Genomic DNA, 26,149 nt, shown 5'->3' with positions numbered 1-26,149 from the left:
GGAAATTAACGATGGCAAAAGTAATTGGTATTGACCTTGGTACTACCAACTCCTGCGTGTCTGTAATGGAAGGCGGCGAGCCGGTAGTTATTCCTAATCCGGAAGGCAGTCGCATCACCCCTTCTGTAGTAGGTTTCTCAAAAAACGGTGAGCGCTTAATTGGACAAATCGCTAAACGTCAAGCTGTCTCCAATCCTGACGGCACGGTTAGCTCGATTAAACGTCATATGGGGACTACGCATAAAGTTACTATTGAGGGTAAGGACTATACTCCTCAGGAAATTTCAGCAATGATTCTGCAAAAACTCAAATCCGATGCGGAAGCTTATCTGGGTGAAAAAGTAACTCAGGCGGTAATTACCGTTCCTGCGTACTTCTCTGACAGCCAGCGTCAGGCTACCAAAGATGCCGGTGCTATCGCAGGTCTTGAAGTGCTTCGGATCATCAATGAACCTACGGCTGCAGCTTTAGCTTATGGTATGGATAAAGGCAATGACCACACTATCCTGGTATTTGACTTGGGTGGTGGCACGTTTGATGTGTCGATCCTGGAACTGGGCGACGGCGTGTTCGAAGTTAAAGCCACCAGTGGTAATAACAAGCTGGGTGGCGATGACTTTGACGAAAGGGTTATGAATTGGCTGGTAGCCGAATTCAAAAAAGAACAGGGAATTGATCTGACCAATGACCGGATGGCCATGCAACGGTTGAAAGAAGCTGCGGAAAAAGCCAAAATTGAGCTGTCAGGTGTACTTACCACTAATATTAACCTGCCGTTCATTACTGCCGATCAAACTGGTCCGAAACATCTTGACATCAATCTGACCAGGGCAAAATTTGATGAATTAACGGCCGATCTGGTTGAAGCTACCATGGGGCCGACCCGTCAGGCATTAAGCGATGCCGGGATGTCTGCCAAGGATATTGATAAAGTTATTCTTGTCGGCGGTTCCACCCGGATTCCGGCCGTACAGGAAGCCATTAAAAAATCTTTGGGCAAAGAGCCGCATAAAGGTGTCAACCCGGACGAGTGCGTAGCCGTCGGTGCCGCCATCCAGGCCGGTGTGCTTGTTGGTGAAGTAAAAGACGTACTGTTGCTGGACGTTACGCCGCTGTCCCTGGGCATCGAAACTCTGGGCGGGGTATTTACCAAAATTATTGACCGCAATACTACCATCCCGACTTCCAAGAGTCAGACCTTCTCAACTGCTGCTGACAATCAGCCGTCTGTTGATATTCATGTACTGCAAGGTGAACGCGAAATGGCGTCATATAACAAGACACTGGGACGCTTTGAACTTTCCGGCATTCCTCCTGCCCCCCGTGGCGTACCGCGCATTGAGGTTACTTTTGATATCGATGCCAACGGGATTGTCCATGTATCGGCAAAAGATTTAGGTACAGGCAAAGAACAAAAGATTACCATTACTTCTTCCGGTGGACTGGATAAAGAGGAAGTAGAAAGAATGGTTAAAGAAGCCGAGTCGCATGCTGCTGAAGACAAACAGCGCAAAGAAGAAGTCGAAGTTCGTAATAATGCCGACTCGCTGGTATATAATGCGGAAAAAACCATTAAAGAATTTGGCGAAAAAGCCGATAAAACTCTTGTTGATCAAGTGCAGCAAGCGGCTGATAAGCTGAAAGAAACATTGAAAGGCAGCGATATTGAGGCCATCAAGGCTGATTCCGAAGCTCTTACTAAGCCGCTTTACGAACTGTCGACTGCTATGTATCAAGCCTCTGCTCAGGCCGAAGGAGCGGCAGAAGGGGCTCAGCCAGGCGGAGCACAAGGTGCGCAAGGTGCACCTGATGACGATAAAGTAGTTGATGCCGAATATAAAGTGGTGGACGAAGACAAGAAATAATGAGTTTGGGATGGTGTGAATGAGTAAGCGTGACTATTATGAAGTGCTTGGTGTAGCCAAGACGGCGTCAGAGGATGAACTCAAAAAAGCCTATCGCAAATTGGCCCGCAAGTACCATCCTGATGTTAATCGCGACAATCCCAAAGAAGCGGAAGAAAAGTTTAAAGAAGTAAATGAAGCTTACGAAATTCTATCCAATGCCGAGCGCCGGGCGCAGTATGACCAATTTGGTCATGCTGCGTTCGATGCCGCTAACGGCGGTGGCGGTTTTGGCGGCGCCGGGGCTGGTGGTTTTTCGGATATATTCGATATGTTCTTTGGGCAGGCGGGTTTTGGTTTCGGCGGTGGGCGGCAGGCCGGACCTGAACGGGGGGCCGATTTACGTTATGATATGGAGATCAGTTTTGAGGACGCCGCTTTCGGCTTGGAAACTGAAATTCAAGTACCACGCACCGAAGATTGCGGTACCTGCCAAGGTTCAGGTGCTGCTCCCGGAACACATCCTGAAACTTGTCCCGAATGCCGGGGCACAGGTCAGGTTCAGGTAACGCAAAACACGCCCTTTGGCCGTATGGTCAATGTGAGAAGCTGTGAACGTTGCCGGGGAGAAGGAAAAATCGTCAAGACTCCGTGCAAAGAGTGTAATGGCCGCGGCAAGACCAGAGTCAAACGTAAAATCAAAATTAAAGTTCCTGGCGGCGTTGATAACGGTTCCAGACTTAGGGTGGCTCATGAAGGCGAAGCCGGACAGCGCGGAGGTCCTCCCGGGGATTTATACGTGTATCTTTTCGTAAAACAGCATAAACTGTTTACACGTGAAGGCAATGACGTTGTTTGCGAAGTGCCGATTAATTTTGTTCAGGCTGCATTAGGGGACGAAATTGAAGTGCCTACACTTGACGGCCGGGTTAAGCTCAAGGTGCCTGAAGGCACCCAAACCGGCACCGTGTTCCGCATCAAAGATAAAGGTATTCCGCATTTGCGCGGCCATGGACGCGGTGATCAGCATGTGCGCGTTAAAATAGTAACGCCGAAGAAATTAACCGACCGCCAAAAGGAACTTTTACAAGAGTTTGCTAAAGCCGGCGGTGTTGAGCCGACCTCGGAAGAAAAAGGTTTTTTTAAGAAATTTAAAAATGTTTTTAGTGTTTTGTAAGTAGTATTAATAGATGTATAAGGGGCGATGGCGCATGAAATGGGCTGAAATCAGCATTCAAACCTCCCATGAGGCTACTGAGGCGGTGGCTAATGTTTTTCACGATCTGGGAGCAAGCGGGGTTGTGATAGAAGACCCTGAACTGATTAATAGTTACCGGCGCTCAGGGACCTGGGATTATTGCGACATCCCCGAAGAAACAGAAACAGAAGTAGTAACTATTAAGGCGTATTTGCCTGTTGATGAGCTTTTGGACGATAAGCTGCGTGTATTTGAGGAAAGTGTCAATAGGCTGCATGAACATAACCTTGATAAAGGCCGGGGTTGTATTAACTGTCGTGAAGTACAGGAAGAGGATTGGGCTTCCTCCTGGAAAGAGTATTTTCATCCGGTACGGATAAGTGAGCATATTGTTATTAAACCGTCCTGGGAAGACTATGTGCCGCTCACTGATGATATTGTTATTGAATTGGATCCGGGGATGGCCTTTGGTACAGGTACACACCATACCACTTCCATGTGTATTCGCTGCCTGGAAGAGAGTATTAAACCAGGCAATATTGTTTTTGATGTCGGTACAGGTTCCGGCATATTGGCAGTGGCTGCGGCCAAACTTGGCGCAGCACATGTGCAGGCGGTTGATCTTGATCCGGTAGCCGTGCGGGTAGCCCGGGAAAATGTTGTGATTAACCAGGTGGCGGCAACTGTAGAAGTTGCTCACGGCGACCTGCTGACCGGCGTACAGGGTAAGGCTGATGTGATAGTTGCCAATATTATTGCCGATATCATTATCAAAATGCTGCCAGATGTCCGGACACGACTGGCAGATGACGGTTTGTTTATTGCCAGCGGCATTATTTCCGAACGTTTGAGTGATGTTACCGCTGCACTTATTGATAACGGATTTGCCGTTGATAAGGTCATTGAAGAAGGCGGCTGGGTGGCTATTGTGGCCGGCAGCGACAGCCGATAGGGAGGCGCGTATATGCGCCGTTTCTTTATTGAGGCCCCCATTAGTCAGACTATGGCAATTACCGGTCCGGATGCCCGGCATATGGCTGCCGTGCTGCGGCTAGCCGCCGGTGATACCGTCTTATTATCCGGCCAGGACGGAAAAACCTGTCAAGCCCAAATTACTCAGGCAACTCCGGAGGTCATACAGCTTACCTTGCTTTCCCTTACGGAAGATAATACAGAACCATCTGTTGCGGTTTACCTGGTGCAGGGCCTGGCCAAAGGGGAAAAGATGGATTTTATTGTGCAAAAGGCAGTAGAGCTTGGCGTACATGGCATTATTCCTGCGGCTACCGAACATTGTGTCGTGCGGTATGAGGCTGCGAAACAGGCAGATAAAGTGAACCGCTGGCAAAAAATTGCCCGTGAAGCGGCTAAACAATGCGGGCGAAGCCATATTCCGCAAGTATATCCGATAATCCGCCTGGCCGATGTACTTACAAACCAGGAATTTACTGATACCAATAAAATTATGCTATATGAGGGACAAGCCGCTTGTGGTTTAAAGCAAGTGCTTGTTCAAGCCAATAAGCCGGCATATATGCTTTTTATTGGTCCGGAAGGCGGTTTCAGCACAGCCGAAGTCGGGTTATGCCAAAAACAAGGGGTTAGTATTGTTACTATGGGGCCACGGATTATGCGTACCGAAACAGCAGCCTTAGCTGCTTTAACGGCTGTCATGTATGAGTGCGGCGATTTAGGGGGCTGACTATGCGAAAAGTAGCTTTTACAACATTGGGCTGTAAAGTAAATCAGTTTGAGACAGAAGTAATGGAAGGTCTGTTTAAGGCTCAAGGCTACAAAATGGTTGGCTTTGACGAACAGGCGGATGTGTATGTCATCAATACCTGTTCGGTCACCAGTCTGGGAGAAAAAAAATCACGCCAACTCATTCGGCGGGCCAGCAGACTGAATCCCCAGGCTATTATTGCCGTTGCCGGCTGCTACTCGCAAGTTTCGCCCGGTCAGGTAGCTCAAATTCCCGGGGTGGATGTCATTGTCGGTACTCAGGACAGAGCACGGCTTGTGGAACTGGTTGAGGCCGCTCTGGCTAATAACCGGACAGTACAGGTCAACGCCGTTACCGATATTATGCAGGCTAAAGAGTTTGAGGATATTCCGCTGTTTGCTATGCCGGGACGAACACGGGCTTTTCTTAAAATTCAGGAAGGCTGCACTAATTTTTGTACCTATTGTATTATTCCTTATGCCCGCGGGCCGCTGCGTTCCAGGACACTTGCCAGCATTGCCGCCGAAACGGAAAAGCTGGTGGCTGCCGGTTTTACCGAGATTGTTCTTACCGGCATACATTTGGGGGCTTTTGGCCGTGATTTGTCCAACAAAGAACAGGAGATTACGCTGGTTGATGCCGCCCGGACAGTTTTAAACGCCGGGGGGAACCGGCTTATGCGTCTGCGTCTCGGTTCGCTGGAATCGGTTGAAGTCTCTGACAGCTTGATCGCGTTGATGCAATTGGACAGCCGGTTTTGCCGGCATCTCCATCTCCCGCTGCAATCCGGAGATGACCGGATTTTAACGGCTATGAACAGACACTATACGACTGCTCAGTATCGGGAGTTAATTGCCGGTATTAGGGCGCGCGTGCCGGATATTGCGGTTACGACAGATATAATTGCTGGTTTTCCGGGAGAAACGGAAGCAATGTTTGCCAACACTTTGGATTTTGTCGGTACTATGCCATTTGCCAAAATCCATGTCTTTCCTTATTCCCGCCGGACAGGTACTCCGGCTGCTAAATTTTTGGCTCAAGTACCTGAACTAGAAAAAAAACGCCGGGCACAGAGTCTGCAAAAGTTGGCTGACAGGAAGGCAGAAATATATCATCAGTCATTTATTGGACAAAAGCTTGATATATTGTTTGAAATTAGCGAAACCGAGGGCTTACTCTCAGGCTTAACCGGCAATTATGTGCGTGTTTATGCTGCCGGTACTCAGGAGCATATCGGACTAATCGGTAAAGTTGCGATTGAGCGTGTGCACAAAGATGGGCTCTGGGGGAAAATAATAGAATAAATTTCTTGAGTAACATATTTTCGGCAGGATTTTATATAATTAAGAAGAATAATTTAGAAAGCAAATGTATATTACTATCTACTGCGGAGGGGAGGGAGTACCTATGCAGCAGGACTGTATATTTTGTAAAATTGCAGCTAAAACCATTCCGGTAAACGCTATTTATGAAGATGAACAGCTTATTGCATTTCCTGATATAAATCCCGTTGCCCCTGTACATGTATTGATTATACCCAAAAAACATATAGCTAATATTCTTGAGGCAACGTCTGATGATGCAGAGCTGCTTGGTCATATCATGGCGACAATTCCCAAAATAGCAGCAATTGCCGGAGTAGCTGAAGACGGATTCCGCACAGTCATCAATACCAAGGATAATGGTGGACAGACTGTTTACCATCTCCATTTCCATATATTGGGCGGCCGTTTTATGACCTGGCCTCCAGGTTAATATTGACAATATTCAGCGTTTTAGTGTATAATAATTAGGTGTATGTTATTCAAGTACACTTCCTCGTAATGGTTCTAGTGGAGGGAGGGAGATCAGATGTCTGAAGTAAAAGTAGGCAAAAATGAAACGCTTGACAGCGCACTCCGCCGGTTCAAGCGTACCTGCCAAAAAGCCGGGGTTCTTGCGGAAGTTAGAAAACGCGAGCATTATGAGAAACCCAGCGTAAAACGCAAGAAGAAATCCGAAGCAGCACGTAAACGTAAGTTTAACTAGTTTCGGAGGTATCAACTGAATGTCTATTAAAGACAAGCTAACAGAAGATATGAAGCAGGCTATGAAGGATAGAGAAGCTGGAAAATTTCGGCTTTCCGTTATTCGCATGGTTCGCGCCAGTATCAAAAATCTAGAAATTGACAAAAAAAGAGAACTTTCTGAAGAGGAAGTTCTGGACGTACTGGCTAAAGAAGTCAAAATGCGCCGGGATTCGATTGAAGAGTTTAAAAAAGGTAATCGTCCTGATTTGGTTGAGAACCTTGAACAAGAAGTCGACATTCTGATGCAGTACCTTCCTCAACAATTGAGTGAACAAGAAGTGCGGGCTCTTGTGACTGAAGCTGTTACAGAGTCTCAAGCTGCCAGCGCCAAAGATATGGGCAAGGTTATGGCTATATTGATGCCAAAAGTTAAGGGTCGTGCTGACGGCAAGCTCGTAAACAGCATTGTGCGCGAGTTCTTAAATCAGTAGAACAAATTTAAATCCGGCGTTTTTTAACGCCGGATTTTAGTTTATTGTGATGACTAACCTGCTTTAAGACTTCAAATTGCTACAAGCAGGGAGAAAAGGGCAGGTTAGTAGTCCTGTGCCTGTATAGATAAACATCGTAGAGGGAATAAAAAAGAAAAGACAAGCAATGCTTGTCTTTTCTGTAGTTAGTGAAGCTGACCGTTACATGTCTTGTAATTAATTGCTGTAGCTTATGCTGAGATCAGTAGATTATTGTTGATGCACTAGTGCTACGACTAATAGAAGATAACTGCTGGGGAACAACCGCAATAATTGCTGCATAGAAGTGTAAATAGTAGATGAATTGGCTGTTTATATTACTGCATTATATGTTGCATAAGCTTCACTTGACTATATTAAGACAATAACATGCATGATTCGACAAGTCAAGGCTTTTACAATAAGTAACAATTTTCAAACTTTCGACAAATAAGATTTTATTGGGAGAAAACAGGGATACTGGCAAATGATGGCGAATAAACTAATAAATGATTTGGCAAGATAATCTAATGAATTGTTTGGAGGTGAGAATATGAGGCATATTGCGTATCATAAAATGGTAATTATTGTAATGGCGGCCCTGTTTACCCTGTTCCTTGCAGAAAGGCCGATAGCGGCTGCCACCGGGCCTGTCATCAGTATATCTATCAAAGGCGAAATCGATGGCGGTCAGGCGGCGCTTGTTCATAAGGCTATGACTGATGCCGGGAGCAAACAGGCGCAGGCTGTTTTAATTGAGATTGATACCTTTGGCGGTTTGGTGGATTCGGCTGTCAGTATCCGTGATATGATCATCAACTCGCCTGTGCCGACTATCTGTTATATCAAAAATCGTGCTTGGTCGGCGGGAGCGCTGATTGCAATTTCGCATAAACATATTGCGATAGCGCCAGGCGGCAGTATCGGTGCGGCAGAACCCATACCAACAACTGAGAAGACAGTGGCTGCCTTAAAAGCAGAACTGGCGGCCACAGCCAACCGAACCGGGCGCAATCCTCAGGTAGCTGAAGCTATGGTGGATAAATCACTGGGGTTTCCGGGGTATGCCGAACCTGGTCAAATATTGGCTCTTACTGATTACCAGGCCATCAAAGTAGGTTATGCCGATATTGTTGCGTCTGACAGGGAAACCGTGCTTGCGCATTATGGATTAGCCGGCAGCGAAGTCATAGAATATATGCCAGGCTGGCAGGAAAATGTGGCAGGCTGGCTGTCTAATCCTACGGTTAAATCATTTCTGATGTCAATTATATTTTTAGCAGTGTTGACAGAAATCAAAACAGCCGGGATGGGAGTTGCCGCTTTGATTGGTCTGATTGCGGCCGTACTCTTCTTTGGCAGCCAGTGGCTTACCGGAATTGCCGGGTGGCTGGAAATTATTCTGTTTCTCGGCGGTCTGGCGCTTATCCTGTTTGAACTTTATACGCCAGGTGTGGGAGTATTTGGAATTAGCGGCATTATCGCCGTATTTGCCAGCTTGTTTTTAACACTGGGAGCCAATGCCGCTGCTATTAACATGCTGGCGATAAGCTTGTTGGTTGCCATTGTGGTGTTTTTGCTGCTCTTAAAACGCCTGCCGTCCAGCAAGTTATGGTCACGACTGATTCTAAAAGATGCTGCGACCAAAAATGCCGGTTTTAGCAGCAGTCAAGATTATAGCGTATATTTGAATAAAACAGGTGTAACAACTACAGGCCTTCGGCCTGCCGGTGCGATGATTATTGATGGTGTTCAACTTGATGTAGTGTCTGAGGGGCAGTTTGTTGAGCCCAATACATTAGTTAAGGTGGTGAATATAACCGGAAACCGTATTGTTGTCCGTCCTGTAAATTCTTAAAGATAAATAGGAGGTATTATGTTGTCAGCTTTAATTGGTAGTGCTTTATTTGTTTTTCTGGTGATTATCGGAATAGGTGTATTCCTGCATTTCGTGCCTCTGGGGCTGTGGATTTCAGCTTTGGCAGCCGGAGTCAATGTAGGTATTTTTACTCTTGTCGGTATGCGTCTCAGGCGGGTACCTCCCGCTCAAATTGTGCATCCTCTAATCAAGGCTAACAAAGCAGGTTTGGATGTAAACGTAAATCAACTGGAAGCTCATTTTTTAGCAGGCGGTGATGTGGATAAGGTAATTGATGCCCTGATTGCCGCTCACCGGGCTGAGATTCCGCTGCCGTTCGAACGTTCTGCCGCCATTGATTTAGCTGGCCGGAACGTGCTTGAGGCAGTTCAAATGAGTGTTAACCCCAAAGTTATTGAAACCCCGCTTGTATCAGCTGTGGCTAAAAATGGTATTGAGCTTAAAGTTAAAGCAAGGGTTACCGTAAGGGCTAACATTGACCGTTTGGTTGGCGGTGCGGGTGAAGCTACTATTATTGCCCGTGTTGGTGAAGGTATTATTACTACCGTGGGCTCGACCGAGGACCATAGGGAAGTATTGGCTAATCCCGATTTTATTTCGCGCACTGTATTGACCAAGGGCTTGGATTCAGGAACCGCCTTTGAGATTCTGTCCATTGATATTGCTGATGTTGATGTTGGGCGTAATATTGGCGCTGAATTACTGACAGACCAGGCCGAGGCAGATAAACGTATTGCTCAGGCAAAAGCCGAAGAACGACGGGCTATGGCTGTGGCTCAAGAGCAGGAAATGCGTGCTTTCACGCAGGAAATGCAGGCGAAAGTAGTAGAGTCTCAGGCCGATGTACCGAAAGCTTTGGCTGTTGCCCTAAAAGAAGGGCGTATCGGTGTAATGGACTATTATAATATGAATAATGTACTGGCAGATACGCAAATGCGTGAAACCATCGCTAAAGCCGGGCCGGTAACTACAGATATGAAGTCAAATGAACACGAAAAAGGGAAATAGAAATAGGTTGGTGAAGCTATGGAATCCTTACTTCCTCTGTTAATAATGCTGTTGCTGTATTTCATCCCTGAATTGCTAAAACGGCGCAAAAATCCGGAGGAATATGAGTATCCCGATATTCCCCCAAAAGTGCCAACCCCGGTTGGCACAAAACCGCAGCCAACAGAGATAAAAGCAAAGCCTGCCGCACAGCCGGCATTAACCTATACGGATTTCACTGCCCAAACTTGGGATGCTCCCCAAAAAACGACGGTGCCTATGCCAGCGCCGGTACATATACCGCACACTACAGAACCGGTTTCCCCCTGGAAGGGAAAATTATCACCACAAGTAGCACAAAACGGCTTGATTTTTGCCGAAATCCTTCAGCCGCCTCGTGCTTATCGGCCGATATGGCGGCAGCCTAAACAATAATTATGGATAAAGAAAACACGGCTTACGCCGAGCCTCAGCGAAGGCGAAAGCCGATGTTGCCCTTATCCAGGCGAAAGTTATACTTTCTATCGGGATAAAAAACCAAATTAAGCAATTCGAAATAAAACAGGGAAAATAACCCCTGTTTTATTTCTTTTGTTTTGGCGCACACTAAAATCGTTGCTAAACAAACTATCAAAGGGGGCAAACATATGTTGGAATATAAAGGACGCCTTACTTATGCAAAAGGCACCTATATGGAATTTGTCGTTGCTCCTAATCAGGATGTTGATTTTGGTGATATTTTAGTGGTTGAAGGGAAAAATAATGATAGGTTCTATATTCGGGCTTATGATTTTAAAATTAAATCACGCTGGTCAGGAATGAATGGTGTCAGCTATTTAATGAGCAAACTGGATGAGAATGGACAGGTGGTTAATCAGGAAGAACTTGATTTTTATTTAGGCGGCAACCATACGGTAAAACTTGGTATTGCTGAACAACTTTGTTACGCCGACGGCCAGGGGCAGCTATTTAATCCCAAAACCTGTCCGGATTTTTTCTGCGAAGTTCGCGGCCTGACAACCGATGACACGGCTTTGTTGAATGAAATGAAGGGTGATCTTGAAATCGGGTATCTGAAAAGCGGCCGTGAAGTGTTGAAGCTGCCTGTCGGTATATTCGGCTCTAAAGCCATTACCGAACATATCGGTATTTTCGGCACAACCGGGTCTGGCAAAAGCAATCTGGTAAAGGTCCTTTCCAGCTCTATTATCGACAGCGAGAATTACGGACTGCTCATATTTGATGTTCATAATGAGTATTATCGTGATTTATCCCTGCATCCTCGCGTGAAAGAGCGTTTGGTTGTTTATAACACCACCCCTGAACATCCTCATAATAATGTACAAAAGCTAGCGCTCAATTATAGCGAAGTAGAGCCGGAGGATATTACGGCCTGTGCTACTTTCAGCGAACCCCAGCTTGATGCGATTTATAAACTGGCTTCTGTTTGGCAGGAACGCTGGATGGACTATGTGTTACATTATGATGTGGATGATATTATTGAAGAAATAGCCGGCTCAACCGGGCAAAAATTTCAATCACGGACAATTAGTAAAATTAAAAGCATCTGCTGGAATCTGGAACAAGAACTGAATATTAGTAATGAAAGCCATTTGAATAACGGTCTTACCGCCATTGAACACATGCTAACCAACCTGGAACAAGGCAAAGTTGTACTTGTTGAACTAAAAAATATCTCTCCTGTCGGTGAACAGGCTTTATCAACCCTTTTATCAAAAAAAATGCTGCTGCATTACGCCGGTAAGTCTGAGTCTGAGCTTTCCCGGACGAAGCCGGTGTTAATTGTACTGGAAGAGGCACATCGCTTTTTGGGTAAAAAGGAACAAAGCACGCAAAATGTTTTTGCCCGGTTAGTTAGTGAGGCCAGAAAATTTAATATCGGCTTATGTGTTGTTGATCAGCAGCCCCGCTTGTTAGCCGATAAAGTACTTTCCCAGCTGAACACTTTGTTTATACTGGGGCTTGCCTCTAAAGCTGATCGAGGTAAACTGGAGGCTATGTGCCGTAAAGATATTTTACAGCAGCGTAATGAAATTAAAAACCTTGATTGCGGTGAAATGATTGTAGCCACTAACTATATGCGGTTTGCCGCTCCGGTAAAAGTGCATAAATTTGAAGAATATTTAACCCGCATGTGTCCTGATCCTTCTTTGGCGGCAGCAGTTACCCTGCCTCAGGCAACTATGGTAATGTAATTTAAGATAGTTTTTGAAATCCTCCTTATCATGTACTAATCAGCCTATTCATAGGCATACATTTGTATATGAGGGGGGATTTTCCATGTTACGCCGTAGAAGAAATTTACAATCGTTGGCTGGAATTTTAGAAATACCGCAAGATATAGTACTGGACTTACCAAGAATAACTATGCTTGGCAACAAGCAACTGCTGGTTGAAAATCATAAAGGGATTATTGAATATACCCCTTCTCTTGTCCGTATCAAACTCAGCCAGGGAGAACTATATATTTATGGTGAAACACTAACGCTTGGCAACCTGCAGGCCGAGCAAATCCTGATTGAAGGGGTAGTGCAGGAGGTTAAGTATGATATGTAGTACTAAATATCTGCATGGTGCTGTAAAAATCCAGATAAGCGGCTCCATGCCGGAACGGTTTATTAATCTTTGTATCACAGAACAGATTTTATTATGGGGTATAAGCAAAAACAATGAAGATATTATTGCCTGGATAGGATTAAGTGATTTTTTTAAAATCCGGCCATTGGTGTTGTGCAGCCGTACCAGAATAAAAGTACTGTCACATCGTGGTCTGCCGTTTGTAATCAAACGCATCAAACGCCGCAAGATGATGATCGTAGGAGTTGTTTTGTTTATCCTGGTGCTCAACATACTATCTTCCTATATTTGGTTTGTTGAAATTACAGGTTTGAAAAATATACCGGAAGAAGGGATCAGATATGTTGCCTATCAGCAAGGGCTAAAAGCGGGAGCCGGCAAAAATGGCCTGAATATCAAAAGCATTGAACGGGAAATATTACTCAATATTCCGGAAGTAGCATGGGTCGGCATAAACTTTACCGGTACCAGGGCGATTATCGAAGTGGTGGAAAAGACCATGCCCAAACAGGAAGATAAAGCACCGGCCCATATCGTTGCTGCCAAAGACGGTGTTATTACCGAGATCATTGCTTTAGCCGGACAACCGGCAGTAAAACTGGGAGATACCGTAAAAAAAGGTGATTTACTGGTGAAAGGATTTATTCCTGAGCCGGTGCCTGCGGCTGATGCCGGTCAACCTCATATAATCAGCGTTCCCGGGGAACTGATAAGGGCTAAAGGTATTGTCACAGCACGGGTGTGGTATGAAAGCTATGCCGAAGCTGAGCGCAAAGAAAAATCTGTTATCCGCACAGGCAATCGCCAGGTGGCTGTGACACTGAAAATCAATGATAAGGAGTTAACCTTTAATGCCACGCCAAATCAGCCGTTCACGGAGTTCGAAACCGAGATTACACAGAAACGCATGCCTCAATGGAGGAATAGTGGGTTTACTGTCGAATCAACTATTACAATATATCATGAAATAAACTCGACCCTGACAGAGAAACCTTTTGAGAAAGCCCGTGATGAAGCGCATGCCAAGGCTATTCAGCTAGTGCAAACCAGTATACCTGAAACAGCGCAGATATTATCACGTAATTATGAAATCCTAAAAACAGCCGAAGAGGATATTGTCAGAGTTAAGGTAAATGTAGAAACAATCGAAGATATTGGGCAGACTATAAATATTTCTCAGTAAATATGGTATTAGGGGGCATTGGTTGTTTGGAGAAACGGGTTAGCTTTGCAGACACTAAAGAAGCAGTAGCAGTTTTAGGAAGAAATGATGAATTTTTAGGGTTAGTCAGCCAGCATTTTGCCAGCAGGATAACGGCCAGAGGGACAGAAATAGTTTTCGACGGTGAACCGCAAGAAGTTGACAATCTTATCCGCTTGATTAACGAGCTGATTTATTTATATCGGGAGGGTAATCCGGTAACCAGCCACGATGTTAAATACAGCATCCGCATGATTTTGGCTGGTCAGGCGGATTTTCTTCATCAAATGTTTGCCGATACCATTCTCGTTAGTGCCAGGGGCCGTCATATTAAGCCAAAAACTTTCGGACAAAGCCGGTATTTAGATGCAATCCGGCGTAATCCTATTACCTTCGGAATAGGACCGGCAGGAACCGGGAAGACTTATCTTGCTGTTGCTATGGCAGCATTTTCCTTGAAAAATAAGCAGGTAGAGAAAATAATTCTGACAAGGCCGGCGGTAGAAGCCGGTGAAAAGCTTGGTTTTTTACCAGGTGATCTTCAGGAAAAGGTAGACCCCTATTTAAGACCGTTGTATGATGCCATGTATGATATCATGGGCGTAGATACTGTACAGAAACATATGACTAAAAACATTATCGAGGTAGCCCCTTTGGCCTATATGCGGGGACGGACACTGGAGGATTCTTTTATCATTCTGGATGAAGCGCAAAATACAACTGCTGAACAGATGAAAATGTTTCTGACCAGAATGGGGTTTGGCTCTAAAATGGTTATAACCGGCGATATAACGCAAATTGATTTGCCCTTAGGCGTTAAATCAGGCCTTAAGCATGCCCAAGCCGTACTGGACAGTGTTCCCGGTATTGCACTTTGTACTTTGGATGAAAGCGATGTAGTAAGGCATGAAATAGTCAGCCGAATCATCAAGGCTTATGAACAGTACGGTCAAAAGTAAGAATTTATTGAGTGCTGATAAAAAATAAAGATTTTGCCGACAGGTGCTCAATATTTGTCTGGAGTGAAAAAAGATGATATCGGTTAATAACAGGTTGCGAAAACTGTTTCTTAAGCCGGGAAGTATCTATACCCGGCCATTAGTGCGTCGAATCCTGATGTTTGTTGTGTTTTTTGCGTTGTATATGGTATGTTTGTCTGCTGATTTTATTCCGGAAAAAGTATCACTGCTTGTTGGAGAAGTAAGTGACAGGGATGTAATTGCACCACGGACCGTATCTTATGTAGATAGTGCTAAAACTAAAAAACTTGAGATTGAGGTCCTGGCCAGTGTGGCTAATGTGTATGACATGGATGTTGCCGTTATGGCGAAGGCGGAAGAAGATGTCAAAACTATTTTTCGTTCAGCGCAGGCTGTTTTGGCAGACAACAGCCTGACTACCAGTGAGCAGAAATTGGAGAAACTAACGCACGGTTTACCTGTAAGTCTGTCAAGTGCCGTTATTACCGGTTTGATTCATTTGGATGAAGACGGCTTAGTAAAAACGGAAAACTACACTACAGCGATATTGCGCAAATATCTGCAGCGCGGCATTAGGGATGATGACCTTGAAATTGCCAGAAAACAGGTAGTGCTGGAAGCTGAAGAATTAGGGCTTAATAAAAATGCCGAGACGATAGTAGCTGGAATTGCACAAACATTGATCAGACCTAACTTTATTTTAAATGTTCGCGAAACAGACAAACGTAAGCAGTCGGCGCTGGCCAATATTGAGCCTGTTCGGGAAACGGTTAAAAAGGGTCAGATTCTGGTAAGGCGCGGCGATGTTGTTACAAGTGAACAAATTCATGTAATGGAAGAATTAGGACTTTATGCCGGCAATGTGAACGCAGCGCGGATCCTGGGGCTGGCTGTCTTTGTGTTATTGGTTATGGGAATTTCGATGGGGTATTTATATCAATTTGCCAATAGCATCCATGCCAACGACAGATACTTGATTTTGCTCGGTCTAATTATTTTGGTCACTATGATAATTGCCAAAGTAGCCCATTATTATTCAGATTTTGCCGCACCGGTTGCCGCTGGTGCTCTCCTGGCGGCTATCCTTATCGATGCACGGGTAGGGCTGGTTGTAGGTGTAATTATGGCTATGTTTTTTGGCGTAATTGTTGAACATGATTTAAGAGCAGTGGCTGCTGCGCTTATTGGTGGTATGACAGGTGTATACAGTGTAACCAAGATGGTTCATGGTTACAGTTTAACTAAAGCCGGTGTTTCCATCGCGGCCGTCAATTTTTTGGTAATTGGGTCGACAGGCCTTATTGAGCAGCTTAACGGCAGTGAAATCTTGCTGCAGGGGCTGTCTGGCGCCATTGGCGGAATACTTTCTGCCGTAATTACAATCGGGCTTTTGCCTTACCTTGAAAATGCCTTCAATATTACTACACCGGTAAAGCTTCTGGATTTAGCCAAACCCAACCATCCGCTATTGCAGCGACTGCTGTTGGATGCGCCGGGAACCTACCATCATAGTGTACTTGTTGGCAACCTGGCTGAGACGGCTGCCGTTACGGTAGGTGCCGATCCTGTTGTTGTCCGGGTAGGGGCTTATTATCATGACATCGGTAAAACCAAAAGACCGTATTTTTTCATTGAAAACCAGGCAGGCAGCGAAAACCCGCACGACAAAATTGCACCATCGCTGAGTACCTTGATCATTACCTCACATATTAAGGATGGCCTTGATCTGTGCCGGGATTATAAGCTGCCGCAGGTAATAACAGATATTGTTCAGCAACATCATGGCACAACACTGGTATCCTATTTTTATAAGCGGGCAACAGAACACGAGCATGGTGAATGTGTTATTGAAGACGATTTTCGTTATGAAGGGCCGGCACCGCAAACGAAAGAGGCGGCGCTTATCATGCTGGCCGATGCCTGTGAAGCGGCAGTGCGGTCAATTGGCAAACCAAATGTTAACCGGATTGAGTCTACTGTGCGGAAAATTATCCGGGAAAGGCTGCAAGACGGTCAGCTTGACGATTGTAATCTTACCTTAAAAGATCTTAAGATAATTGGCGATGTTTATATCCGTTTGTTGTCAAGCATGTTTCACAGCCGTATCGAATACCCTGAAGCTTTAAAAGAGCTTGAGAGGAGAAAAAACAAGAATGGAAATAATAATAAACAACCTGCAGGAAAAGATGACGATAACGTCGGCGATGGAGTGCATGTTGAACCAGGTACTAAATAAGGCGGCTGAGGTATATGGATTAGAGCCCCAGGCCGAAGTCAGCGTAGTATTGGCTGATGATGAATATATTCACCAGCTTAATCGCCAGTACCGGGGTAAAGATAAGCCTACCGATGTATTATCCTTTGCGATGAATGATCATTGCGCAGGCACTCATGAGCCGGATATTAACCAGATTCCGGCTGATATTGAGATTTTGCTTGGTGATATTATTATATCGCTGGAGACGGCCGCCCGGCAGGCCGGGGAATATGGACACAGCTTGGAGCGGGAGCTGGCGTATTTGACAGTTCACGGCATGCTGCATCTTTTGGGCTATGACCATGAGGAGGCGGAAGAACAACAGGAAATGCGTCAGGAAGAAGAACATGTTTTATCCCTTCTCGGTATTACGCGCGAGCAATCGCTGCCGGTATGCAAATAATAGCGGCATTTAGATATGCCATTGCCGGTATTGTTTATTGTGTGCGCAAAGAACGGCATATGAAGATCCATATAGCGGCTGCTTTGCTCGTACTTGCCGCAGCCTGGAACTGGGGACTGAGCCGTATTGAACTGGCTGTTTTAATTGTTACGATTGCTGCAGTAATGGCTGTTGAGATGATAAATACGGCGATAGAGGCGCTTGTCGATAAAGTTTCGCCGGAGTTTCACCCGCTGGCCAAAGCGGCTAAAGATGCCGCTGCCGGAGCCGTGCTGGTTCAGGCATTGGCTGCCGTAGGTGTTGGCTATGTTTTATTCTGGGACAAATTGTTTAAATAGGTGGGAACGATGATGGAGGAACTGGGTAAAGCCGCTGTCAAGGCCAGAGAACAGGCTTATGTGCCTTATTCAAAATTTAAGGTAGGAGCGGCAGTACTGGGCAAGAGCGGACAGATTTTTACGGGTTGCAATATCGAGAATGCTTCCTATGGTCTGTCTAACTGTGCCGAGCGCACGGCTATTTTCAAAGCCGTATCGGCAGGAGAAACAGAACTTACAACAATAGCCGTAGTGGCTGATACGCCCGGTCCGGTCTCTCCCTGCGGTGCTTGCCGGCAGGTTATGGCTGAATTTGGCATTAGCCAAATTATTTTAATGAACCTTAAAGGCGATCGGCGGCTGGTTACTATGGATGAGCTGTTACCCTTTAGTTTTGCTAAAGTTGATTTTTATAAAGACGGTGATAATAATGAATAAAGAAAATTACAAATCAGGATTTGTGGCTGTTATTGGCCGCCCTAATGTTGGCAAGTCAACACTAATGAATAATTTAATCGGACAAAAAGTGGCCATCATGTCTGATAAGCCACAAACCACCAGAAACAAAATTATGGGAGTGCTTACTCAGAACGATGCCCAAATTATTTTTATTGATACCCCGGGCATTCATAAACCCAAACACAAACTGGGTGAGTATATGGTTAAAGAAGCGGAAGGCTCGTTGCGCGAAGTGGAGGTTATCTTATTTGTCGTTGATGTGACTGCTGAAATGGGGCCAGGAGAACGTTACATACTAGATAACCTGGCCAATGCCCGCACACCGGTCATTCTGGTTGTCAATAAAATAGATCGCATAGAAAAACCAAAATTATTTCCCATTATCGAAAAATATACCGCTGCCTTCAATTTTGCCGCTGTTGTTCCGATTTCGGCACTTGATCAAACTAACTTTGACGGACTGGTTGCTGAGATAAAGAACTACCTTGAGCCCGGACCGCAATATTACCCGGAAGATATGATTACCGACCAACCGGAAAGGCTGGTTATTGCCGAACTTATCCGGGAGAAAGTGCTGCATCTGACCAAAGAGGAGATTCCACATGCAATCCTTGTTGATATTGAAGAAATAGTTACCAGAGCAAATGAAGACTTGTATGTCAGAGCTGTTATTTATGTGGAACGTGATTCGCAAAAAGGCATTGTAATAGGTGCCGGCGGCCGGTTGCTGAAAGATATTGGCAGGATGGCGCGTGCCGATATTGAAAACCTGCTGGGTTCGAAAGTCTATCTTGATCTTTGGGTCAAAGTCAAAAAAGATTGGCGTAACCGGGCAAATGTATTAAAAAGTTTTGGTTTCGAGTAGTAAAGCCATAATAACCGTTTTTTGCGCTGCCGCTTGCGGCAGCCTGTTTTCTTTCGCAGGCTATAAACATGTAACATATATTGACCAATACGGTGGTTAATGGTATGATTTGTAAGGAGAGGTGAATTAATGAAGTGGTTTTCTAAATATTTCTTTAATGGGTTAATTCTCATTGTACCAATTACCATCACGACGTTTGTTGTTATCAATATCTTTTCATTCACTGATCGTTTGCTGGGACAATATCTGCCGATTCATTTTCCCGGCGTGGCTCTGGTTGTGGTATTGCTGGTAATTGTTCTTGTGGGTTGGTTATCCTCCCACTGGCTTTTAAAAAATGTAATCGGGTACGGCGAGCGGCTGTTAGGTTCAATACCTGTAGTGAAATTTATATATAACAGTGTCAAGCAATTGGCAACGGCAGTATTTGAATCACAAAAACTTTTGCAAAATGCGGTTTTAGTGCCTTATCCCCACCCGGGAGTCAAATCACTGGGATTTCTTATGCCTGAATTATCAGCACCGCTGGCGGAAAAATTTAGTGAAGAACATGTCTGCGTGTTCGTTCCTATGAGCTTAAATCTGACTGCAGGATTTAATATTATTGTGCCCAGACGGGACATAATACCTTTAGATGTAACTAGCGAAAGCGCATTACAATATGTTATTACTGCAGGTTCTATTATGCCACGCAGTAATGATTCCAAATAACTAGGGAGAGATGCTTTATCGATTCGCCTTTATTCAGTTTAATAAAACTGGCGGCCGTCATGCTATTGGTTTTAACAAATGCGTTCTTTGTGCTGGCTGAGTTTTCACTGGTGAAAATCCGGAAAACCAGGCTGGAAGAACTGGCTCATCAAGGCAATGGCCGGGCTAAAATAGCTTTAAAAGTAGTAAACTCATTTGACACATATCTGGGAGCAACCCAACTGGGTATTACACTGACATCTTTGGCGCTGGGATGGCTGGGGGAATCGGCCATATCTGCTTTGATAGGTCCCCTGTTACTCAATTATATTCCGGTTTCCGAGTGGCTGATTTCTACGATAAGTATTGTCATCGGTTTTATGACCATTGTTTTCCTGCACATTGTTTTAGGAGAACTTGTGCCAAAATCAATGGCTATTCAACATCCGGAGAATCTGGCATTGGCTTGTGCCTGGCCGCTATACATTTTTCACAAGGCCGGATATCTTTTTATCTTGCTGTGTAATCAAGCAGCCAAGTCGATTTTGGGTTTGATGGGGATTAAGGCTGCTAACCAAGCAGAACTGACTCACTCGGAGGAAGAACTGCGGATGATTGTAAGTGCCAGTCACCGCGGCGGGGTACTCAATCAGATGGAAAGCGAATTAATTGATAATGTTTTCGATTTTGCTGATCGTTTGGCAAGGGAAATCATGGTACCGCGCCAGGATATGATCTGCTTGTTTGCTGATGATTCTTTTGAAGAAAATATGCGAGTGGTTAGAGAAACCGGCCATACCCGATATCCGCTTTGTCTGGAGGATAAGGATCATATTATTGGCATGATTCATATTCGCGATATAATGGATTTTGATTTGCTTGTAAATAATAAAAAGGATTTAACCGCCATTGTGCGCGAAATATTGGTGGTTCCCGAAGGCATGTCGGTAGCTCACTTATTGCAGGTTATGCGGCGTAAGCGTACCCATCTGGCTATTGTTGCGGACGAATACGGAGGCACGGCCGGACTAGTGGCGATGGAAGATGTTATTGAAGAAATTGTTGGCGATATTCAGGATGAACATGATGATGTAACTGAAGAGGTGGAAATCCAGCGTTTGCCTGACGGCAGCTATGAATTTGACGGCGGAGTACTTTTAGATGATGTAACCGAACTTTTAAATATCCGATTGGATGAACATGAGGAAGACACCCTTGGCGGCTATATCTTCGGCATGTTGGGACGGCGTCCTGAGGCCGGTGACAAGGTGGATATCGGTGACTATTCCTTTGAGGTGCTGCATGTTAACGGTTTTAGGATTGTAAGAGTTAAGGCTGTGCCGCTTTTGCCGCTGCAAGCAGTGGCAGAAGCGTAATATAATAGGTTTTTGTGGCTAATCCTGCTTGTCAATATTGTGTGAAGGGATGATGTCGAGTGTTATTACGGGAAACCATGTGGGAGATTTTCTTTAGTACCGGTAATATCGATGCTTACCTTGCTTATCGTGCATGTCAAGATTGTCCTGGCAATACCTCTGAACCGGCGGATGAATCCACAGAACCGATGCTTTTACCAGCAAATTTTTCAAATCATGGATTACGTGAGGCTAGATGGCAGTAGAGTATCAGACAGAAGCCATTCTGTTGGCAGCACGCGATTGGAGCGTTGCCGACAGAGTGGTCACTTTATTTTCACGTGAATATGGAATCATAAGAGCTATGGCCTATGGTGCCCGTAAACCTAAAAGCAAGCTGGGAGGAGGCCTCCAGCCATTTACCCACTTGTCTCTGGCAATGACTGCCGGAAAAGGCATGGATGCGGTAAAACAATGTGAAGTGCAAACTTCTTTCCGGGAAATCAGAGAAGATTTAACCAAACTGGCATACGCTAATTTCATTGCCGAACTGGCAACCGGGTTATGGCCAGAGCGGCAGCCTGAAGCTGCGGCGTATGATACCTTGCTGGCGGTTTTTCGTTTGCTTGCCGTTCGCAACCCGCGTATTTCGGCCCTGGCAGGGGCATGGCAGCTATTAGCCTTAGCCGGTTTTCAACCTGAGTATGAGCGGTGCGCGCAATGCGGCAAAAAACTAATTTTCCCAGTTAGCTTTAGTTTTGCTGCCGGTGGCAGCACTTGTGCCGAATGCAGCCTGGCGAATGACCCTGTTTTTCACCAGGCCGACCAAAAGTTTTTAGAACAAGTATGCACTCTTGATTTAGATAATCCAGGGCAGTTTGCTGTTAATGCCAGAATCCTGGTAAATATCGAAACCTTGCTGTATGGGTTTGTCCGACACCAGTTGGAGCGCCCTTTAAAGTCACTGGAGTTCATTAACCGGATTAACTCCTTAGAATAAAGAATAGCTTTGCTGTAATAAGGAGAAACTAAGCAAAACTGCTTGGGGGATTATGACATGGATATTACCTTGGAGAAAATCGACCTGATTAGAGAACGCACAAGTGTTTCGTACCGGGAAGCCAAAGAGGCTTTGGAACGTAATCAGGGCAATGTGATTGATACTCTAATTGAACTTGAGGGTTTAACCAAAACTGATGGGAAGTGGACAGAGGAATTTTCAGTACGTTCTACTGAGGTTATTGATAAGGTCAAAGAACTCATTCGGGAAGGTAATGTCAATAAAATACGCGTGAAGCATGAAGGCAGGGTGTTGGCTGAAATACCGGTTGCCTTAGGTGCCATCGGTGCTGTAGTGCTGCCGCAATTGGCTGCTCTGGGTGTATTAGTGGCTGTGTTCAAACGTTGTACTATCGAGGTAGTACGCCAGGAACCTGATGCCGATGACACTGATGAAGCCGAAGCCGCCAAGGCTGATTTCCCTAAAGATGTGTTTTAGTATTTGACAAACCTGAGGACATTTGTTATTCTGGTAAAGAAAACACGGCTTGCGCTGAGCCTTTGGCGAAGGTGGAAGCCGATGTTGCACTTATCCTGTTCTTAAGAAAGTTATACTTTCTGTTAGGATAAAAAAGTATACAATGAGGCAATGCGGGAAATAAGTAACCTTGCCGTACAGCGAACCGGGGAGAGTGTAAGCCCGGTATTATCAAGGTGAAAGGCCTTCCCAAGCCGCAGGAGGAAATCGTCAGAGAGTAAAACCTGCAATAGATTAAGGCGGGGCGCTTCTATGTGCCCAATCAGGGTGGAACCGCGGGAATAACATCTCGTCCCTGTAACTTGATTAAAGTTACTGGGACAAGATGTTTTTATTTTTTTTAGGAGGGAATTCTATGACATTCCAGGAGATAATCCTGACATTGCAAAATTTTTGGGCAGAACAAAACTGCATTATTCAGCAGCCTTATGACGTAGAAAAGGGTGCAGGTACGATGAATCCGGCGACTTTTTTACGGGCGCTCGGGCCTGAGCCGTGGAATGTGGCCTATGTTGAGCCATCACGCCGCCCGGCTGACGGACGGTATGGGGATAATCCCAACCGTTTATTCCAGCATCATCAGTATCAGGTTATTATGAAACCTTCACCGGCGAATATTCAGGAATTATATTTAGCCAGTTTGGCGAAACTGGGAATTGAGCCAGAAAAACACGACATCCGCTTCGTGGAAGACAACTGGGAATCCCCTACTTTGGGGGCCTGGGGTTTGGGCTGGGAAGTGTGGCTGGACGGTATGGAAATTACTCAGTTTACTTATTTTCAGCAAGTGGGCAGTATTGATGTTAAACCAGTATCTGTAGAAATTACCTATGGACTGGAACGCTTGGCCATGTATATTCAGGGCAAGGAAAATGTCTTTGATATTGAATGGGTAAATGGTATTACCTATGGTGATGTTTTTCATCGCAATGAAGTGGAACAATCCCATTATAATTTTGAAATTGCCGATACTGAGCTATTATTCAAGCTGTTTGATTTGTACGAAAAAGAAGCCATTCGTATTGTTGAACTGGGTTATGTATTGCCGGCATATGATTATGTGCTAAAATGTTCCCACAGTTTTAATCTGCTTGATGCCCGCGGCGCCATCAGCGTTAGTGAACGTACCGCCTTTATCGGCAGGGTACGGAATCTGGCCCGTCTGTGTGCGCAAGGTTATCTGGAGCAGCGGGAAAATCTCGGCTATCCGCTCCTAAAGGGAGGTAAATAAGCCATGAGCAAAGATCTACTCTTGGAAATTGGAACAGAAGAAATTCCTGCGAAATTTATGCCAGGTGCATTGGCACAACTGGAAAATATAACAAAAACCAAATTGGCGGAACTTAGAATTGTCCACGGCGAGGTCAGGACTGTCGGCACGCCGCGGCGTTTGGCTGTTATCATCAGAGCGGTTGCCGGCAGTCAAGCCGACAAACATAGCGAAAATAAAGGACCATCTGTTAAAATAGCGTTTGCTGAAGATGGCACCCCTACCAAAGCCGCTTTGGGGTTTGCCCGGGGACAGGGTGTTGATCCTTCGGCGTTTGTGGTTAAAGATGGCTATATATACGCTGTTGTCCAGGAAGTAGGCCGGCAGACAACCGAACTTCTGCCAGAACTGTTAACCGATATTATCAACCATTTATCTTTCCCCAAAAGTATGCGCTGGGGAGATCTGGATATGCGTTTTGCCCGTCCTATCCGCTGGGTGGTAGCTTTGTTTGGCAGTGAAGTGGTGCCTTTCACTCTGCCGGGAGTAACTTCCGGCAACATGACGCGCGGGCATCGTTTCCTGGGTAAGGCTGAAATCGAAGTGAATTCGGTGGAAGATTACTTTTCCCGGCTTGACGAAAACTACGTTATGGTTGACCCGGATGTACGCCGCCGTGTAATCAGGGAGCAAATTGAAACTTTAGCGCTGAGCCGGGGAGGAACAGCGACCATTGATGCAGAACTTTTGGAAGAAGTAGTTCATTTAGTGGAATATCCCACAGCCTTATGCGGCAGTTTTGAAGAAAAATATCTTAGTTTACCGCCGGAGGCTATTATTACTCCCATGCGTGAGCATCAGCGGTATTTTCCCGTAACCGGCAAAGATGGCAAGCTTTTACCAATGTTTATTACCGTAAGGAATGGCGGTGCCGAGCATATTGACATTGTTTGCCACGGAAACGAGCGGGTATTGAAGGCCAGATTGGCTGACGCCAGGTTCTTTTTTGAAGAAGACCAAAAAGTAGCTTTGAACGACCGGGTGGAGAAACTAAAATCTATAGTATTCCAGGAAGGCTTGGGTACACTCTATGATAAAGTACTGCGTTTAGAACGTTTGGCGGCTGCTATTGGACAGATGCTGGGAATCAGCCAGGAGGAGCTTACTATCGTTAACCGGGGAGCACATCTGGCCAAAGCTGATTTAGTGACAGGCATGGTCTGCGAATTTACCGAACTCCAAGGTATCATGGGACGTGAATATGCGCTGCTGCATGGCGAAAATCCGGCAGTTGCCCAAGCGATATTTGAACATTACCTGCCACGGTTTGCCGGTGACATGCTGCCGCAAACAACCGCAGGACGATTAATCAGCATAGTTGATAAGATGGATAATATTGTGGCTACGTTCAGCCGGGGCCTCATTCCCACAGGTTCACAGGACCCGTACGCACTCAGGCGTCAGGCGCTGGGTATTGTACATATTTTAATTGAAGCCAAGTATCCTGTTTCTTTAACAGCGATAGCCGCTCAGGCTATGGATTTATTGGGTATAAGCGATAATGAGCGGCAGACTAAACTGTTGGCAGACATACAAGATTTTTTCCGTCTGCGGATAAAAAATGTTCTAACAGATGAAGCGCTAAAGTATGATATGATCGATGCCGTATTAGCAGCAGGTGTTGATGATGTCTATGATACCTGGTTAAGGGCAAAAGCCATGGCTGTCGAAGGCGGAACTATCGCTATGCAAAAAGCAGTGCAGGCGCTGATTCGTGTAGGAAATTTAGCGAAGAATGCCAGCTCAGAGACTATTGATCCAGGTTTGTTTACAGCCGAGGCTGAACACGCTTTATATAAAGCATACACCGACGCCCGGGCAGCCGTTGAAAAGCATGAAGCCGAAAAAAATTATCAGGGTGTGCTCACCGTACTGGCCGCTATGGCTGCACCAATTGATGCATTTTTCGGAGCCGTCATGGTTATGGTGGAAGATACGGCTGTCAAAAACAACCGTCTGGCGTTACTAAAAGCCATTTCCGGCCTATCCGCACATACCGCTGATTTAACTAAAATTGTCGTAATATAGTCATTTTTCGCCTGTAGGAAAAATGCGGCTTATGTAGCCT

Annotated in this window: 26 protein-coding genes; all 26 read left to right on the top strand. The window is 45.4% G+C overall.

Going from position 1 to position 26,149, the window contains the following annotated elements; genetic code table 11:
- Positions 1 to 11: 11 nt before the first annotated feature.
- Positions 12 to 1,865 carry a molecular chaperone DnaK gene (dnaK, locus tag GT1_RS00260; protein WP_075755447.1) on the top strand — a complete coding sequence of 618 codons (1,854 nt, stop codon included), beginning with the start codon at positions 12 to 14 and terminating at the stop codon, positions 1,863 to 1,865.
- Positions 1,866 to 1,884: 19 nt separating this feature from the next.
- Positions 1,885 to 3,021 carry a molecular chaperone DnaJ gene (gene dnaJ / locus GT1_RS00255; RefSeq protein WP_188396583.1) on the top strand — a complete coding sequence of 379 codons (1,137 nt, stop codon included), beginning with the start codon at positions 1,885 to 1,887 and terminating at the stop codon, positions 3,019 to 3,021.
- A gap of 34 nt (positions 3,022 to 3,055) precedes the next feature.
- Positions 3,056 to 3,994, top strand: a complete 939-nt coding sequence (gene prmA, locus GT1_RS00250) for a 50S ribosomal protein L11 methyltransferase (protein ID WP_188396580.1) — start codon at positions 3,056 to 3,058, stop codon at positions 3,992 to 3,994.
- A gap of 12 nt (positions 3,995 to 4,006) precedes the next feature.
- Positions 4,007 to 4,744, top strand: coding sequence for a 16S rRNA (uracil(1498)-N(3))-methyltransferase (locus tag GT1_RS00245; protein ID WP_188396578.1), 738 nt, complete (start codon positions 4,007 to 4,009; stop codon positions 4,742 to 4,744).
- A 2-nt stretch (positions 4,745 to 4,746) separates the two neighbouring features.
- A complete protein-coding gene (gene mtaB / locus GT1_RS00240) occupies positions 4,747 to 6,069 on the top strand; it encodes a tRNA (N(6)-L-threonylcarbamoyladenosine(37)-C(2))-methylthiotransferase MtaB (RefSeq protein WP_188396576.1) in 1,323 nt (440 codons plus the stop codon).
- 103 nt (positions 6,070 to 6,172) lie between these two features.
- Complete coding sequence (locus tag GT1_RS00235; protein ID WP_188396574.1) at positions 6,173 to 6,520, top strand: histidine triad nucleotide-binding protein; 348 nt, start codon at positions 6,173 to 6,175, stop codon at positions 6,518 to 6,520.
- Positions 6,521 to 6,616: 96 nt separating this feature from the next.
- Positions 6,617 to 6,793, top strand: coding sequence for a 30S ribosomal protein S21 (gene rpsU / locus GT1_RS00230; RefSeq protein WP_021167731.1), 177 nt, complete (start codon positions 6,617 to 6,619; stop codon positions 6,791 to 6,793).
- A gap of 19 nt (positions 6,794 to 6,812) precedes the next feature.
- Positions 6,813 to 7,265, top strand: coding sequence for a GatB/YqeY domain-containing protein (locus tag GT1_RS00225; RefSeq protein WP_075755459.1), 453 nt, complete (start codon positions 6,813 to 6,815; stop codon positions 7,263 to 7,265).
- A 571-nt stretch (positions 7,266 to 7,836) separates the two neighbouring features.
- Positions 7,837 to 9,141: a nodulation protein NfeD gene (locus GT1_RS00220; RefSeq protein WP_223225969.1), complete on the top strand. Its 1,305-nt coding sequence runs from the start codon at positions 7,837 to 7,839 to the stop codon at positions 9,139 to 9,141.
- Between the two features lie 18 nt (positions 9,142 to 9,159).
- Positions 9,160 to 10,170: a flotillin-like protein FloA gene (gene floA, locus GT1_RS00215; RefSeq protein WP_188396572.1), complete on the top strand. Its 1,011-nt coding sequence runs from the start codon at positions 9,160 to 9,162 to the stop codon at positions 10,168 to 10,170.
- A 45-nt stretch (positions 10,171 to 10,215) separates the two neighbouring features.
- A complete protein-coding gene (locus GT1_RS00210; RefSeq protein WP_143558971.1) occupies positions 10,216 to 10,584 on the top strand; it encodes a hypothetical protein in 369 nt (122 codons plus the stop codon).
- A gap of 212 nt (positions 10,585 to 10,796) precedes the next feature.
- Positions 10,797 to 12,365, top strand: coding sequence for an ATP-binding protein (locus GT1_RS00205; protein WP_188396570.1), 1,569 nt, complete (start codon positions 10,797 to 10,799; stop codon positions 12,363 to 12,365).
- Positions 12,366 to 12,450: 85 nt separating this feature from the next.
- Positions 12,451 to 12,726, top strand: a complete 276-nt coding sequence (gene yqfC / locus GT1_RS00200) for a sporulation protein YqfC (protein WP_188396568.1) — start codon at positions 12,451 to 12,453, stop codon at positions 12,724 to 12,726.
- Positions 12,716 to 13,930, top strand: a complete 1,215-nt coding sequence (gene yqfD / locus GT1_RS00195; protein ID WP_188396565.1) for a sporulation protein YqfD — start codon at positions 12,716 to 12,718, stop codon at positions 13,928 to 13,930. The genes yqfC and yqfD overlap by 11 nt, the downstream gene beginning before the upstream one ends.
- Before the next feature lie 2 nt (positions 13,931 to 13,932).
- Entirely contained in the window at positions 13,933 to 14,907 is a 975-nt protein-coding gene (locus tag GT1_RS00190; protein WP_188396563.1) for a PhoH family protein, read from the top strand.
- A 73-nt stretch (positions 14,908 to 14,980) separates the two neighbouring features.
- Entirely contained in the window at positions 14,981 to 17,164 is a 2,184-nt protein-coding gene (locus GT1_RS00185) for an HD family phosphohydrolase (protein WP_188396561.1), read from the top strand.
- Complete coding sequence (gene ybeY / locus GT1_RS00180; RefSeq protein ID WP_223226026.1) at positions 17,115 to 17,588, top strand: rRNA maturation RNase YbeY; 474 nt, start codon at positions 17,115 to 17,117, stop codon at positions 17,586 to 17,588. The genes GT1_RS00185 and ybeY overlap by 50 nt, the downstream gene beginning before the upstream one ends.
- Positions 17,579 to 17,926: a diacylglycerol kinase gene (locus GT1_RS00175; RefSeq protein ID WP_188396557.1), complete on the top strand. Its 348-nt coding sequence runs from the start codon at positions 17,579 to 17,581 to the stop codon at positions 17,924 to 17,926. The genes ybeY and GT1_RS00175 overlap by 10 nt, the downstream gene beginning before the upstream one ends.
- Before the next feature lie 12 nt (positions 17,927 to 17,938).
- Positions 17,939 to 18,343 carry a cytidine deaminase gene (locus GT1_RS00170; protein ID WP_188397450.1) on the top strand — a complete coding sequence of 135 codons (405 nt, stop codon included), beginning with the start codon at positions 17,939 to 17,941 and terminating at the stop codon, positions 18,341 to 18,343.
- The gene (gene era / locus GT1_RS00165) at positions 18,336 to 19,229 is read left to right on the top strand and encodes a GTPase Era (RefSeq protein ID WP_075755483.1); all 894 of its coding nucleotides are present in this window, start codon (positions 18,336 to 18,338) and stop codon (positions 19,227 to 19,229) included. Before GT1_RS00170 ends, era begins: the two co-directional genes overlap by 8 nt.
- A gap of 129 nt (positions 19,230 to 19,358) precedes the next feature.
- Complete coding sequence (locus GT1_RS00160) at positions 19,359 to 19,940, top strand: DUF502 domain-containing protein (RefSeq protein ID WP_075755485.1); 582 nt, start codon at positions 19,359 to 19,361, stop codon at positions 19,938 to 19,940.
- 59 nt (positions 19,941 to 19,999) lie between these two features.
- On the top strand, positions 20,000 to 21,295 hold the full coding sequence (locus GT1_RS00155) for a hemolysin family protein (protein WP_075755487.1): 1,296 nt from the start codon (positions 20,000 to 20,002) through the stop codon (positions 21,293 to 21,295).
- Positions 21,296 to 21,530: 235 nt separating this feature from the next.
- Positions 21,531 to 22,274, top strand: a complete 744-nt coding sequence (gene recO, locus GT1_RS00150) for a DNA repair protein RecO (RefSeq protein WP_188396555.1) — start codon at positions 21,531 to 21,533, stop codon at positions 22,272 to 22,274.
- A 57-nt stretch (positions 22,275 to 22,331) separates the two neighbouring features.
- Positions 22,332 to 22,772, top strand: coding sequence for a DUF4342 domain-containing protein (locus tag GT1_RS00145; protein ID WP_075755491.1), 441 nt, complete (start codon positions 22,332 to 22,334; stop codon positions 22,770 to 22,772).
- A 394-nt stretch (positions 22,773 to 23,166) separates the two neighbouring features.
- Complete coding sequence (glyQ, locus tag GT1_RS00140; protein ID WP_075755493.1) at positions 23,167 to 24,042, top strand: glycine--tRNA ligase subunit alpha; 876 nt, start codon at positions 23,167 to 23,169, stop codon at positions 24,040 to 24,042.
- A gap of 3 nt (positions 24,043 to 24,045) precedes the next feature.
- The gene (gene glyS / locus GT1_RS00135; RefSeq protein ID WP_188396553.1) at positions 24,046 to 26,109 is read left to right on the top strand and encodes a glycine--tRNA ligase subunit beta; all 2,064 of its coding nucleotides are present in this window, start codon (positions 24,046 to 24,048) and stop codon (positions 26,107 to 26,109) included.
- Positions 26,110 to 26,149: the final 40 nt, after the last annotated feature.

The sequence above is a fragment of the Sporomusa sp. GT1 genome, from assembly GCF_014634905.1.
Taxonomy (GTDB): Bacteria; Bacillota; Negativicutes; order Sporomusales; family Sporomusaceae; genus Sporomusa; species Sporomusa sphaeroides.
The sequence above is the reverse complement of the archived record's forward strand: the minus strand, read 5'-3'. Positions and strand labels throughout refer to the sequence as shown.